Origin of the sequence: Paenibacillus sp. FSL H3-0329, assembly GCF_037963285.1 — a bacterium.
Taxonomy (GTDB): domain Bacteria; phylum Bacillota; class Bacilli; order Paenibacillales; family Paenibacillaceae; genus Paenibacillus_AQ; species Paenibacillus_AQ odorifer.
On sequence record NZ_CP150150.1, the window covers coordinates 6,317,224 to 6,331,089 of the forward strand.

The 13,866-nt window shown below is 42.8% G+C and carries 12 protein-coding genes and 1 riboswitch; of the genes, 10 read left to right on the plus strand and 2 right to left on the minus strand.

Translation table 11 applies throughout. The annotated features are described in order from the left end of the window. Window positions 1-85 precede the first annotated feature (85 nt). Both NSQ66_RS27970 and NSQ66_RS27975 read left to right on the plus strand, forming a co-directional pair. Window positions 86-868 (plus strand): flagellar motor protein, encoded by a 783-nt coding sequence (locus tag NSQ66_RS27970; RefSeq protein ID WP_036678620.1) that lies wholly within the window; start codon window positions 86-88, stop codon window positions 866-868. Continuing rightward, the gene (locus NSQ66_RS27975; protein ID WP_036678617.1) at window positions 865-1,695 is read left to right on the plus strand and encodes a flagellar motor protein MotB; all 831 of its coding nucleotides are present in this window, start codon (window positions 865-867) and stop codon (window positions 1,693-1,695) included. Before NSQ66_RS27970 ends, NSQ66_RS27975 begins: the two co-directional genes overlap by 4 nt. Window positions 1,696-2,123: 428 nt before the next feature. On the opposite strand, the gene gcvH is transcribed toward NSQ66_RS27975, so the two are convergent. Next, window positions 2,124-2,516 carry a glycine cleavage system protein GcvH gene (gene gcvH, locus NSQ66_RS27980; protein WP_036678614.1) on the minus strand — a complete coding sequence of 131 codons (393 nt, stop codon included), beginning with the start codon at window positions 2,514-2,516 and terminating at the stop codon, window positions 2,124-2,126. A 278-nt stretch (window positions 2,517-2,794) separates the two neighbouring features. Beyond that, a riboswitch (glycine riboswitch) is annotated at window positions 2,795-2,893 on the plus strand. 186 nt (window positions 2,894-3,079) lie between these two features. On the opposite strand from gcvH, the gene gcvT reads away from it, so the two are divergent. The 3 genes from gcvT (at window position 3,080) to gcvPB (ending at window position 7,108) form a co-directional block, all read left to right on the plus strand. Next, a complete protein-coding gene (gene gcvT / locus NSQ66_RS27985; RefSeq protein WP_036678612.1) occupies window positions 3,080-4,192 on the plus strand; it encodes a glycine cleavage system aminomethyltransferase GcvT in 1,113 nt (370 codons plus the stop codon). A gap of 106 nt (window positions 4,193-4,298) precedes the next feature. Continuing rightward, window positions 4,299-5,651, plus strand: a complete 1,353-nt coding sequence (gene gcvPA / locus NSQ66_RS27990) for an aminomethyl-transferring glycine dehydrogenase subunit GcvPA (protein ID WP_036678609.1) — start codon at window positions 4,299-4,301, stop codon at window positions 5,649-5,651. Beyond that, a complete protein-coding gene (gene gcvPB / locus NSQ66_RS27995; protein WP_036678605.1) occupies window positions 5,648-7,108 on the plus strand; it encodes an aminomethyl-transferring glycine dehydrogenase subunit GcvPB in 1,461 nt (486 codons plus the stop codon). Before gcvPA ends, gcvPB begins: the two co-directional genes overlap by 4 nt. Before the next feature lie 118 nt (window positions 7,109-7,226). On the opposite strand, the gene NSQ66_RS28000 is transcribed toward gcvPB, so the two are convergent. Then, entirely contained in the window at window positions 7,227-8,018 is a 792-nt protein-coding gene (locus NSQ66_RS28000; RefSeq protein WP_036678603.1) for a helix-turn-helix transcriptional regulator, read from the minus strand. Window positions 8,019-8,331: 313 nt separating this feature from the next. On the opposite strand from NSQ66_RS28000, the gene NSQ66_RS28005 reads away from it, so the two are divergent. From NSQ66_RS28005 to NSQ66_RS28025, 5 genes are all read left to right on the plus strand, one after another. After that, entirely contained in the window at window positions 8,332-8,805 is a 474-nt protein-coding gene (locus NSQ66_RS28005) for a hypothetical protein (RefSeq protein WP_051491031.1), read from the plus strand. Between the two features lie 437 nt (window positions 8,806-9,242). Further along, window positions 9,243-9,497: a hypothetical protein gene (locus tag NSQ66_RS28010; protein ID WP_036678596.1), complete on the plus strand. Its 255-nt coding sequence runs from the start codon at window positions 9,243-9,245 to the stop codon at window positions 9,495-9,497. Between the two features lie 12 nt (window positions 9,498-9,509). Next, window positions 9,510-9,758 (plus strand): hypothetical protein, encoded by a 249-nt coding sequence (locus NSQ66_RS28015; RefSeq protein ID WP_036678593.1) that lies wholly within the window; start codon window positions 9,510-9,512, stop codon window positions 9,756-9,758. 199 nt (window positions 9,759-9,957) lie between these two features. Continuing rightward, window positions 9,958-12,195, plus strand: coding sequence for a peptidase domain-containing ABC transporter (locus tag NSQ66_RS28020; protein WP_244886399.1), 2,238 nt, complete (start codon window positions 9,958-9,960; stop codon window positions 12,193-12,195). Beyond that, window positions 12,192-13,850 carry an HlyD family efflux transporter periplasmic adaptor subunit gene (locus tag NSQ66_RS28025; RefSeq protein ID WP_036678589.1) on the plus strand — a complete coding sequence of 553 codons (1,659 nt, stop codon included), beginning with the start codon at window positions 12,192-12,194 and terminating at the stop codon, window positions 13,848-13,850. Before NSQ66_RS28020 ends, NSQ66_RS28025 begins: the two co-directional genes overlap by 4 nt. Window positions 13,851-13,866 lie beyond the last annotated feature (16 nt).

Sequence of the window (13,866 nt, forward strand, 5' to 3'; positions counted from 1 at the left end):
ATAAGAATATGTGTTCCCGTTCATTATACAGTGTTGCTTAGATCGATGCAAACCATAATACACAGAAATGTTAGGAGCTTGAAGCATGGATATTACCGCAATAATCGGCCTAGTGGCCGGACTGGCTGCGCTAATCGGCGGCTACCTCTGGGAAGGCGGAAGCCTTTCCGGACTGCTGCAGCTTAATGCAGCTTTGATTGTATTTGGAGGTACGATTGCCGCCGTAATGATCAGCTTCCCGGCAGCTAAGCTACGCTCCATTCCCACCGCTCTGCGCATGGCTTTTGGCCGCAATCCTGAACGTGATGAAGAGAAGGCAGAAGAGCTTATCGCAATGGCCACAGTGGCCCGCCGCGGCGGCGTTTTAATGCTCGAAAAACAAGCGGAAGCACATCCCGATTCCTTTACGCGCGAAGGACTGCTGCTTATCGTCGATGGCACTGACCCTGAGCAGGTAAGACAGATTTTGGAATTGGAAATGGATGCGAAAGAATTGAAGCATGAAAGCTACGCCAAGATTTTTGAAGCCGCTGGCGGATATGCTCCAACGATGGGGATCATCGGTACAGTTATGGGACTCATTAGGGTACTGGGCAACCTTACAGACCCATCAAATCTAGGTACCTCTATCGCAGTAGCGTTCACTGCAACACTGTACGGAGTAGCCATCGCTAATCTAATATTTTTACCCATTGCTTCCAAAATCAAATCCCGCAGCCAAAGTGAGCTGCATAGCATGGAGATGCTGCTAGTAGGCATTCTTTCTCTACAAAACGGGGATCATCCGTTGCTGGTGCGTAAAAAACTGAACTCCTTCATTTCAGACACCACCACAGATGACCGTGCAGAAGCAAGAGGTTTTATATGAGACAAAGAGACCGGCGCAAACGGCGGGTAGAGAATCGAGAAAGCCGTGATCGTTGGATGATTACTTACGCAGATCTAATTACGCTTTTACTTATATTTTTCGTTATATTGTATGCGATGAGCAGCCTGGACACTGACAAATACAATATCGTAACCGGCTCTTTATCCCAGACTTTCAAGTCGAGCAGCACTGTTCTTGAAGGCGGAGATGGTATTTTAGATGCTGGAAAGACCCCCGACAACAAACCAGAGAGTACAGATGGGAATGGGAACGCAACTGCAAAACCAAATGACGGTTCTGATAAACAAACGGAGAATGAAACACCTTCAGCACGGGAGTTGGCTTTTCGAGAACAAGAGGCGAAGCTTGCTGAGTTAATGGGTGTGATCACCCACTATGTGGAGGAGAATAATCTCGGTGAACAAATATTTGTAGCCGACAAACCGCAGGGCATAGAAATCACGCTCAGCGACCGTTTTCTTTTTGATGTGGGTAAAGCAGATGTGAAGTCACCAGCCCTTCCTGCTCTTCAGCAGTTGTCTGGCTTATTCAAAGATATCGGGGCAACGATCAGCATTGAAGGACATACGGATAATACACCAGTGTCATCAGCTTCCCGTTATAACGACAATTGGGAGCTATCGGGTGCTCGTGCGCTTTCTGTGCTGCGCTTTTTCTTAGATAATGAAGGACTGAACCCGGACACTTTTCAATATGCAGGTTATGCCGATACCCGACCAACAGCAGATAATACTACGGTAGCAGGCAAACAAAAAAATCGACGCGTAGAGATCATTGTACTTCGACAGCTTCAAGAGGTGGAATAAAATATAGTTGTTTGTGCTCAGAGCTAAGTTCGGCGGCTAAGGCCATTTCAATTGCCACATTGACCAACAAAGGGGTTTCACCTAATTTAATTAGGGAAAACCTCCCTGATTATTCACCTATTATCGTATCCAATCGCGGAATGAGGGAATTACTCCCTGATTATTACTCTTTTTAGTCTGAAATAGTGGTTTTACCGAGATGATTAGGGAGGAATTGCCTAAAACCCTAACTCTCAAGCTATAATCGTCTAAAATGAGGGAGGTTTTCCCTAATTCCATACTCCACTAGACCCTCAAACCACTCGATTGAGTTTACGAATACTCGCACAATCTACATAAGAAACACAAACAGCAAGTCCCCAAATCACAGAAACTTGCTGCTAAAAACATCACACTTGATCAGACTATTTCCCGTCCCCAATTTCCAATTATTCAGCAACTAACGCGCTATAACCGGCTGCATCTAACAGACCTTTTACAGCATCAGCATATTCTCCATCAACTTCAATCTCAAAAATCCAACCCCCGCCATATGGCTGATCATTGATAAGCTCCGGACTAGCTTCTAATCCATCATTCACCTTGGTAACCGTCCCAGAGACGGGCGAATACAATTCCGATACCGTCTTAACGGATTCGATACTGCCTACGCTGTCACCGGCCGAAATGGTTGATCCTACCTCAGGAAACTCAACAAATACGATGTCGCCTAATAAATGCTGAGCATGGTCCGTAATCCCAACACGTACTACTCGTCCTTCTACTTGCTGTGCCCATTCATGCTCTTCGCTGTAAAGAAGGTTGTCTAATACTTCACTCATTTCAAGCCGCCTCATTTCCAATTTGGAGTTCTAAATTTAGTTATAGCCTAAGTTATCCCGGCTCACAATGTCAATATTACTAACAGGAAATTTAAATTTGTCATTTTTTCGACGTTTTCTTGTTGACAGCGCCCGACTATACCCGTTTAATGGAGACATACAAGAAGAAATGACGTTGTCGTCTTTTTATAGACAATAACCGTTTCTCGGAGAAATATAAGGATAATGTTTAATGTGAACCATATACTTTCTTATATTTGAAATAAATATAGTTGCGGATGATGGCATAGGGAGAGACTGTCTCACTTGAAGACGGCGCCGAAGGAGTAAGCCCTAACAGGGGTGAATCTCTCAGGCAAAAGGACCTTTGTCGGACGTATCTCTGGAGAGCATCAGACGCAAGGCTAGATGCGTCAGATCACCAACGGGGAAACCTGCAAGCTAGTTACGGCAGGGTAACTCTCAGGTACAAAGGACAGAGCAGAAAGCGATTTGTGCATTTATGCATGATTGCTTCTGCCTGTCCTTTTTTCGTATGTAATCAGATCAAGGGGAGTGACGACATGGATGCTTTGAGAAGAACACCTTTTTATGATCTCTATTCCGCTTATGCGGAATCCAGATGCATTGACTTCGGTGGCTGGGAGCTGCCAGTACAGTTTACAGGTATCGTAAAAGAGCATGAAGCCGTTCGCCAGCAGGCTGGGCTGTTCGATGTCTCGCATATGGGTGAATTCATGGTGATTGGGAGCGGTGCAGAAGCCTTTTTGCAAAAAATGACAACCAATGATGTCAGCCGCCTCACAGATGGTGCGGCGCAATATACGCTGCTCTGTTATCCAAATGGCGGAGTTGTCGACGATCTACTCGTGTATCGCCTAAGCGAAGGGCATTATATGCTCGTCGTTAATGCCTCCAACATCGACAAAGACTTCCAGTGGCTGCAAGAGCATCTGAGCTCTGAATTCGGTGAAGTCACGCTCACTAATGTCTCTGACGAGACGCTTTTGCTCGCCTTGCAGGGTCCTCTGGCAGAGACCATTCTCGCGGAAGTTACTGATGCTCCTATTTCAACACTCAAGCCTTTCCATTTCATCGAACGCGCCACCGTTTGCGGTGTAGAGGTACTTATCTCCCGTACGGGTTATACCGGTGAAGATGGCTTCGAGATCTACGCTCCGCTGGAAGGTGCAGAAACGTTATGGAACGGACTGCTTGCAGCAGGCGCGCCCCACGGATTAACACCTGCTGGACTGGGTGCACGGGATACCCTGCGTTTTGAGGCAAAATTACCACTGTACGGTCAGGAGCTATCCGCTGACATCACCCCGCTTGAAGCAGGAGTACAGTTCTTCGTGAAGCTGGACAAAATAGACTTTATCGGACGCGATGCACTAATACAGCAAAAAGAAACTGGGATTCCCCGTCGCCTTGTCGGCCTAGAAATGATTGATCGAGGCATTCCACGCTCCCATTATCCTGTTTGGGCAGATGGGGTTAAGATTGGTGAGGTCACAACCGGAACACAGTCCCCTACGCTGAAACGCAACCTGGGGTTGGCTTTGATTGATGCTGCTTACAGTGAAATAGGCACAGAGGTTTACGTAGAGATACGCGGCAAGCAGCTTAAGGCTGTAGTGATTAAGGCCCCTTTTTACAAGTATAAACGCCTTTAGCGTCCATATAAGGACGGTGAGCTTTTAAGCGAGAAATAGAAGGATAAAGTATAGCGTGAAAATTGTACTTTCTTATATTTAAAAAAAGCCAAGGAGTGAAACCTTAATGAAGCACCGTTATCTGCCCATGACAGAACAGGACCGCGTAGAGATGATGGAGGCCGTCGGGATTCAGTCTATAGATGAGCTGTTCTCCGATATTCCTGAAGCGGTACGTTACCAAGGCACTATGCCGATGTCTGAACCACTCGATGAATACGCCCTGCTGCGCCACATGAAAGGTTTGGCTGACCAAAATGCCGACTTTGATTCTCACGCCAGCTTCCTCGGCGCCGGATTATACGATCATCACATCCCTGTGGTCATCAACCATGTCATTTCCCGTTCTGAATTCTACACTGCCTACACTCCTTATCAACCGGAGATCAGCCAAGGTGAGCTGCAAGCGATCTTCGAATTCCAATCCTACATTTGCGAACTAACCGGTATGAAAGTTGCCAATGCCAGTATGTATGATGGCGCTACAGCTTTATCCGAAGCAGCGGTTCTCGCGGCTGGTGCTACCAAACGCAAAAAATTAATCGTCTCCCGTACCGTTCATCCTGAGGCTCGCCAAGTGCTATGTACTTCGGCTAATGCTTGGGGTCTGGAGGTGGTGGAGATTGACTATAAAGACGGTGTTACCGATCAAGCTAAACTCGCTGAAGCTATCGATGGAGATACTGCCGCAGTGCTTATTCAATCGCCTAACTTCTTCGGCAGCATCGAGGATCTTCGCTCGGTTGAGCCGCTGATTCACGCGGTTAAAGGTCTTCTTGTAGTCAGCGCGAACCCAATAGCTCTAGGTGTACTTGAAACTCCGGGCAAACTTGGAGCCGACATCGTAGTGGGTGATGCTCAGCCACTTGGTATTCCAGCTTCTCTCGGGGGTCCAACTTGCGGATTCTTTGCCGTAGCTGATCACCTGATGCGCCGCATGCCAGGCCGGATCGTTGGCCAAACGGTAGACCGTAACGGTAAACGTGGCTTCGTTCTTACACTTCAAGCGCGTGAGCAGCATATTCGTCGTGAAAAAGCGACATCGAATATCTGCTCCAATCAGGCGCTGCTGGCTCTCTGCGCATCCGTCTACTTGTCCGTTATGGGCAAAGAAGGCATGCGTGAAGTAGGCGAGCTAAATATTCGCAAAAGCCATTACGCTGCTAATAAACTCAGCGGACTAACAGGTGCTGAACTTGCCTTCTCCTCCCCATTCTTTAACGAATTTGTCGTGAAGCTTCCTGAAGGCAGCAGTGTGGCCTCTATTAATTCGAAGCTGCTGAAGGAAGGTTATCTTGGGGGTTATGATCTGGGTCGTGATTATCCTGAACTTGCTGGACATATGCTGGTTGCCGTAACGGAAAAAAGAAGCAAAACCGAAATCGACCAATTCGCTAGCGCACTGGAGGGCTGTTTATGAAACCGGAGCAAAGTCTAATTTTTGAATTAAGCCGTCCGGGCCGTTCGGCCTATTCTTTGCCACTATGCGATGTGCCGCAGGAAGAAACCTTGGAATCCCTAATTCCATCGGATTTACTCCGTAGCGAACCCGTCGTACTTCCAGAAGTATCGGAAGTGGATGTCATTCGTCACTACACTTCTCTTTCACGTCGCAACTTTGGTGTAGACAATGGCTTCTATCCACTCGGTTCATGCACGATGAAATACAATCCGAAGATTAACGAAGATGTTGCCCGCTTCTCCGGCTTCGCCAAAATTCATCCCTACCAACCGGAAGAAAGTATTCAAGGCGCACTGGAATTAATGTATACCCTACAAAATGATCTGTCCGCGCTGACGGGCATGGATGCAGTATCCTTACAGCCTGCCGCAGGTGCTCATGGTGAATGGACCGGCCTCATGATGATCCGCGCCTACCATGAAAGTCGCGGCGAGACGCGTACTAAGGTTATCGTGCCGGATTCCTCGCACGGAACCAATCCTGCTAGTGCCTCAGCAGCAGGACTTGAAACGATCACGATCCCTTCCACAGATAAAGGAATGGTTGATCTTGAAGCACTGAAGGCAGCCGTCGGTAGCGACACAGCCGCACTGATGCTGACTAACCCAAGCACACTCGGCTTGTTCGAGACCCAAATTGTCGAGATTGCTGAGATCGTGCATGAAGCAGGGGGCTTACTCTATTACGATGGAGCCAACTCCAATGCCATTATGGGCATTACCCGCCCTGGCGACATGGGCTTTGACGTTGTGCATCTGAACTTGCATAAGACAATGAGCACCCCACATGGCGGTGGCGGCCCTGGAGCCGGACCAGTCGGCGTAAAATCTATCCTCATTCCATTCTTGCCACAACCTACTGTGGTAAAGAATGAAGATAGCAGCTTCTCACTTCACTTCGGTGGTCCTGAATCTATTGGACGCGTGAAAGCTTTTTATGGAAACTTTGGTATTCTGGTTCGTGCCTATGCCTATATCCGGACCTATGGTCCAGACGGACTGCGTGAGGTATCCGAAAATGCTGTGCTGAATGCGAACTATATGATGCACCGTCTGGCGCCGTATTTTGAAATCCCATATCCGGGTGTATGTAAGCATGAATTCGTGATGTCCGGCAAAAACCTCAAGCAATATGGCGTGCGCACCTTAGACGTTGCTAAACGATTGCTCGACTTCGGCTACCACCCGCCAACCGTGTACTTCCCTCTGACTGTTGAGGAATGCATGATGATCGAGCCGACGGAAACCGAAAGTAAAGAAACGCTCGACGGCTTCATCGATACGATGATTCAGATTGTGAAAGAAGCGCAGGAGACACCAGAAATTGTAATCAACGCACCGCATACCACAGAGATTAGCCGTTTGGATGAGACACAGGCTGCGCGTAAGCCAGTTTTGAATTGTTCTTGCGGTTAAGTACTTATCAAAAAAATGTTCTAGACAGATAAAAGCCATCCTCCGTTGTTGATTAATTTCGGAGGATGGCTTTTATATCTTATGTACAAACGAGTATTTTGATGTTTATCATCAAAATTTACAACTTAAGTATTTCTATCAATTCCCATCTCTCGCTGATATCCATCTTACTATAAATACTCTTAACGATATTCCGCACAGTCCCCTCTTTCACATTAAGGTCATTGGAAATTTGCAACGCACCTTTTCTTAGTGACCAGTGATACGCTACCTCCCTTTCTCTGGGCGATAATCGATACGAATCACACTTTTCCTGAAATCTGTACTCAATTAACTTTGGGCTTCGTTCCTTCAACTTCAGAACAATCTTTTCGGATAATTGTTTAATAAAGAGAATCGAAAAGCCAATTTGCCTCTCGGCTTCAAATGAAATGTCGATATATCCACATATACAACCATTTATCATTATAGGAGCGCATACACAATTCCACTCTTTAAACATTGGCATACTATGCTCTTCTCCACGCACTACTGCAATTGATTTAACCTCCATCGCTAGTGAAACTGCATTTACTCCAGAGAATTGCTTCGAAAGGTTAGTTCCACTCCTAATTCCAAAATGATCTACTTTCTTCTGAAACGCTTCGAAAGGAGCAACAATATTAATAATATTGCCGGCTTGATCTGTTAAGAAAAAAACAAAGGGCAATAAGAGAAATTCCGTTACTTTCGCCAATTCTGAATGTAGTACTTCAACCAATACCTCGTAGGGAACCAGCTCTTCTATAGAAAAGGATTTTTCTGTTTTGAGGTTACTCCAAGGTTGGCAAAATTCACACAAGGAATTATTAGATTTTTTATCTACATCATCTACCGTAAACCAAGCTCGTTCACATTCAAGAATATCCAAAACAAACCATTCTCCCAACTTATGGTATTAATTAAACAGAGCATAACACTCCATTCAAAAGAAAACAATGACATAAGTCGTGAGGTTTGTGTTAGATCAAAAAGATAAAAAATTGTTAAATAAAGTGGATTTATTGTAAAAAAAATATATTTTAGCACAGATTAACTCAAAAGGGAATATGTACTGAGGGATATGTATCTTAATAGATATTCTAGTTACTATAAAGTTATTAATCCACTCATCAGGGAGTTTAACAATTACGATAGGTTTGTGAAAATTCACATAGTTATGATCTTTTTTAGGAGGTGCTGAATTGTTTGAAATTCAAAAAAATCAAGAAATTTTGCTTGAAAATGTCCTTTCCGTTAGAAAGAAGATGAATCAAGAAGAATTACAAATAGAAATAGCTCAAACTGCAAAAATAATAGAAAAATATCAAGCAGTGAAAGCAGGACCCCTTATTACGAGCACATTCTCGGCGGAGATTGTTAATGGGGAATATTTAATGGACATGGAGATTATGATTCCTCTCAATAAGCCTTTTCCATCAGATCAAACTTATAAACACAAAAAAATTTTCCACTTAGTTAATGCCCTATCCTGCAGATTCATGGGGAACCCTGTTGGAGTACAAAGTACATATGAATCTATTATAAAGTACATATCAGATAAGGGACTTCAACAAATCACAGCATTTTATAATGTGTACACTTCAGATAACTCTGAAGCTTCCTTAGAAAAAATGATTATTGACATTTATGTAGGTGTAAATCCATCTATTTTATAAAAATGAGGAGCCGGCTATGAAAAAAAAAATAGTGATTTTCTGTTTTAGTATCACATTAATTTTCACTATCTTGAGTTTTATTTATTATATCGATACCTTTCAAGATACTACAATTACTGTATTAGGAACTCTTTTGATTTTGAATCTATTTATCATCAGTGAATGGAATAAGCTTAGACTGGGAAATCAAAATATTAAGCTTTGGAAGGTGTATTTTTCAGTTATTTGCTCAGGAATTATATTGATAGCCAAAATGAATAGGATTACTAATGGTCCCATATGGATACCCTTTTGTTTCACAGGATTTATCGCTCTCATATTAATTGGATTGAATTTTCTAGCCAAACACGAAAAATGAATATGGAATTAAATCAGGGATTTTCATTTGATCATTCACTCCCGATTTAATATAAATCATGATTAAAGGAGGTGACATAATGGAACTCAGTTTTAATCATAGTACGTTTGAAGAACTTGATTTATCTTCGTTGATGGATCTTAATGGTGGTGGCTGGTTAACTAAAGCAGTCGGCGTAGCCTCTTCAGTAGTGGGCGTTGGGGTTGCTGCTGCTGGAGTACCAGCAATCGCTAGTAGCTGCGCAATCTTAGGAGCAATTGCCACAGTACCAGCTCTTCCTGCATTAGGTTTAGCTGCTGCAGTAGCAGGCGTAGGAGTCGCAATATTTGGATAAGGGGGGATTGAATTGGAAATTTCAAGTAGTGGTTTTGAATTATTAAAAGGATCTGAATTGTACGATATTCAGGGCGGTGCTCTTTGGGGACAAATTGCAACTGGTATAGGTGGAGTTATTGCTGGAGCCACTTTAATAGCAGTTGCGGCAACAGCACCAGTTAGTCTTCCAGTAGTAGCAGCATGCGCCTTTGGCTATACTGCCTTAACTACATCTAGTATCATTGTAATTTCCGCAGGAATTGCTAATAAAAATATATAAAACACTTTCCTGAATATTTAGTAGCTCCAAGAGAATAAATATCATTCACTTGGAGCTTATTATGATTTCTATTAGGTCAGAGAAGCAATCTTCTAGTGAGGCTTATTTACAAAAAGATTTTGTTTCAGTTACGAAATCATTCTCTACATGGATAAGATATTGTTGATCCCAATGAATATGTACAAATCACTAATAGTAGGTGGGGTTTATTCTGTTTAAGAAATACTATTGTATTAAACAGCTTGATATTAAAGACTGCGGTGCAGCCTGTCTAGCAACTATCTCCAAACAATACGGTCTCAAATATCCAATCACTAAAATTCGTGAAGTAGCCGGAACTGATAAAATGGGAACCAATATATATGGACTCATAAAAGCAGCAGAAAAACTTGGGTTTACAGCAAAAGGAGTCAAGGGAAGCCATGAAGCCTTCTTCGAAAACTTCCCACTTCCCGCTATTGCCCATGTCATTATAGATCAGACATTATTACACTATGTTGTAATCCATAAAATATCAAATAAGGAAATAATTGTTGCGGATCCAGTCCAAGGCATAGTTAAATATACACCGGAAGATTTCTTCCAAATCTGGACAAGTGTCCTTATCTTAATGGTACCCACTCCTCAATTCAAAAAAGGGGACCAAACAAAAGGTCTATTTGCTCGTTTCTTTGGATTGCTGATTCCTCAAAAAAGAATGCTAGGAGGAATTTTTCTAACATCTATACTCTACACTATCTTAGGTATACTTGCTGCATTCTATTTCCAATTTCTTTTAGACGAAATTCTACCCTTTGGATTAAAAAAGACACTTAACATAATATCTGTTGGAGTCATCATTCTCTACATATTTCAAATATTATTAAATGCCTTTCGTAGCCATATCTTACTGACGTTGAGCCAAAAACTCGATATTTCACTCATACTTGGCTATTACCACCATGTGTTAAAGCTCCCAATGAATTTTTTTGGTACACGTAAGACAGGAGAAATAATATCAAGGCTTATGGATGCTTCGAAAGTACGAGATGCCATTTCCAGCGCAACACTAACCATCATGATCGATATTATCATGGTTATTGCCGGTGGAATTATTCTATATTCGCAAAGTGCTCTTTTATTCGGAATTACTATACTTATGGTGCCAATGTATCTGGTATTGGTTTGGAGCTTCCACAAACCATTTGACCGTTTAAACCGCGAACAGATGGAAAAAAATGCTCAGCTCACCTCCTATATTGTTGAATCAATAGATGGTATCGAGACAGTTAAAGCCTATCATGCAGAATCGAAAGTGGGCTATGAAACTGAACAGAAGTTCATCTCATTTCTGAGATCTGTCTTCAGTTTTGGTCTTTTCAATAACATTCAAGCCTCCCTCAAGAGTTTTGTACAACTCGTTGGAGGAGTAGCCATACTGTGGGTCGGAGCAAGACAAGTGATAAAAGGCAATATGACAATGGGCCAATTGATTACCTATAACTCGTTATTGGCTTACTTCCTGCAACCCATCCAGAACTTAATCAACCTCCAGCCCACTTTGCAAACGGCCATTGTCGCTGCTGACCGATTAGGAGAAATTCTTGATTTGGAAGCGGAGAAGCATAATGATGAGGACAAGAAGATTCAACCTGCTTCATTAAAAGGTGATATTAAATTTGATCGTGTCAGCTTCAGATACGGTACACGTTCCCTTGTACTTCATGATATCGATTTGACACTTAGACAGGGTGAGAAAATTGCCTTTGTCGGTGAGAGCGGCTCGGGTAAAACCACACTAATCAAATTAATTATGCAATTTTACCAACACGAAGAAGGCGATATCTTAATTAACAACTACAACATTAAAGATATTCATTTAGATAGCTTAAGACAGCGGATCGCATATATCTCACAGGATACTTTCTTTTTTAGCGGAACAATTCGGGAAAATCTATGTCTGGGTGTCGATCAGGATATGGATTTGGAACTGATTGTTACCGCCTGCCAAACCGCACAGGCTCACGAATTCATCAATCAGCTTCCACTCCGCTACAACACTTTGTTAGAAGAGAATGCGACCAATATTTCCGGAGGACAGAAGCAGCGACTGGCTATCGCCAGAGCGGTGCTCAAACAGCCGGATATTCTTATTATGGATGAAGCCACTAGTAACCTGGATTCTACAACGGAGAAGGCAGTATCGGAGACGATCAATGCTTTTGAAGACATGACTACGATTATTATCGCTCACCGTTTGAGTACAATCATGCGTTGTGACCGAATTTATGTCATGGATCAGGGGCGGATTATTGAGTGTGGGACACATCAGGAGCTTCTAGATTACCGTGGAAAGTACTACGGCTTGTGGAAAGATCAACTCCCCGGGGTTGAACAAAAACAAGATCACACCATTCAATATGCTGCTGCAGGAGTAGGCGAGGTGTCTCTCGTATGAGCGCACAAATACATAACTTATCAGAAATGACCGATAGCAGAGAAATCATGGAATCCAAGACCAGTCCTGTGATTTCTATTTTCATACTTATCTTATTTATTCTATTGGGGTCTGCGTTGGTCTGGTCCTATTTTGGCCAGATCGATGAAGTCGCCAAAGCCTCTGCTGTAGTTAGGCCCAATGAAAAAGTCAGTACCATTCAGACTTCATCTGTGGGAAAAGTGGAACAGGTATATATCCATGAAGGGATGCAAATTAAGCAGGGCGAGCAGTTAATTTCCTTTGAGCATAAAGAACTCGATATAGAATTATCCAATCGTAACTCCGAAATCAATAAGCTCACTAAGAAACTGCACTATCTCGGGCTGTATAAACAAAGCATTAGCAATTTAGATAATCAATTTTCTTCTGAACATGCAGACGAAGTTTACTATTATGACATGGTAGAACAATTTCTCCTTGAATACAGCCAGCAGCAGCAGACCTATCAAGGAACCCAGGATCAGCTTACAGCTGCCATTCACGAGAATATAGGTTTGCAAGAATCTTCTGCCTTTAGTGCCGAATCCAGTTTGGATAAATCTCTTCAAAATAAAATTGAACTGGAACGAAAAAAGAAACTGCTGAATGTTGAAATTACAAACGAGAAATTGCTTGTGCAATCCATCAAAGAGAATCAAAATCTGCTTCCATCTACAGATACCAAACGGACGGAACAATATAATACATACCAAATTAAATATGTGCAACTATCTAAACAATCTGCTGAGAAAAAAGAAATCTACAACCGTTCGCTCAGCTTGGGGGACCGCCTTGTGCCTCAATCTCAGATTACAGATGAACAGCATCTATATGAAAGTTCATATTTGCAAATCAACCAATTCCAAACCGAAGCCGTGCTCAGCGCAGAAAGCAATATCACCAATTACAATCAACAATTGGTTGAGATAGAGGTCAGCCTCGATTTGCTAATAAATGGGCATGATCCCTCAGTTTCAGAACGAAAAACTTTAGAAATGCAAAAGAAACAGCTGGCTGAGCAGCAAAATGATCTACTGAATCAAGAGAAACTTAACCGGTCAACCGAAAAAACCTCATTGGAAAAGTTGAAACTTGACCGTATTGTACAGATTCATTCAGCAATAGAAGAAAATAAAAGAACCTTAATTACGCTGCAAGAGGCTATTAAGCAACTTGAGCTTGAACGAAACAAAAGACTGCTCATAGCACCAATTTCTGGGACCATTAATATTTTAAAAGAAACCAACATCGGGGACATGGTACAATCCGGCGAAGCCTTGATCTCCATTATTCCTAGCAACGAGTCAAAATATAAAATGAGCATCGCCGTACCTAACGCAGAAGCAGGAAAAATAGCGATTGGCAATAAAGTTGATTTCAGCTTTTCAGCCTTCCCTAAACAAAGTTTCGGTTCCCAAAAAGGTACGATTACATCTATCAGCACAGATTCAATTGTTCAGCAAGACGGTCTAAGCTACTATTTGGTGGAAGCAACGATATCCAATGACCCACTTGTTAATCGCAGAGGTGAACGTGGAGAGCTTCGTGTAGGGATGATAGCGCAAGCCTCTGTTATTACCGACTCCAAGAAGATCATTGATTTTGTTCTTGAAAAAATCAACTTAAAGGAATAGTGAGGTTGCCAGCTAA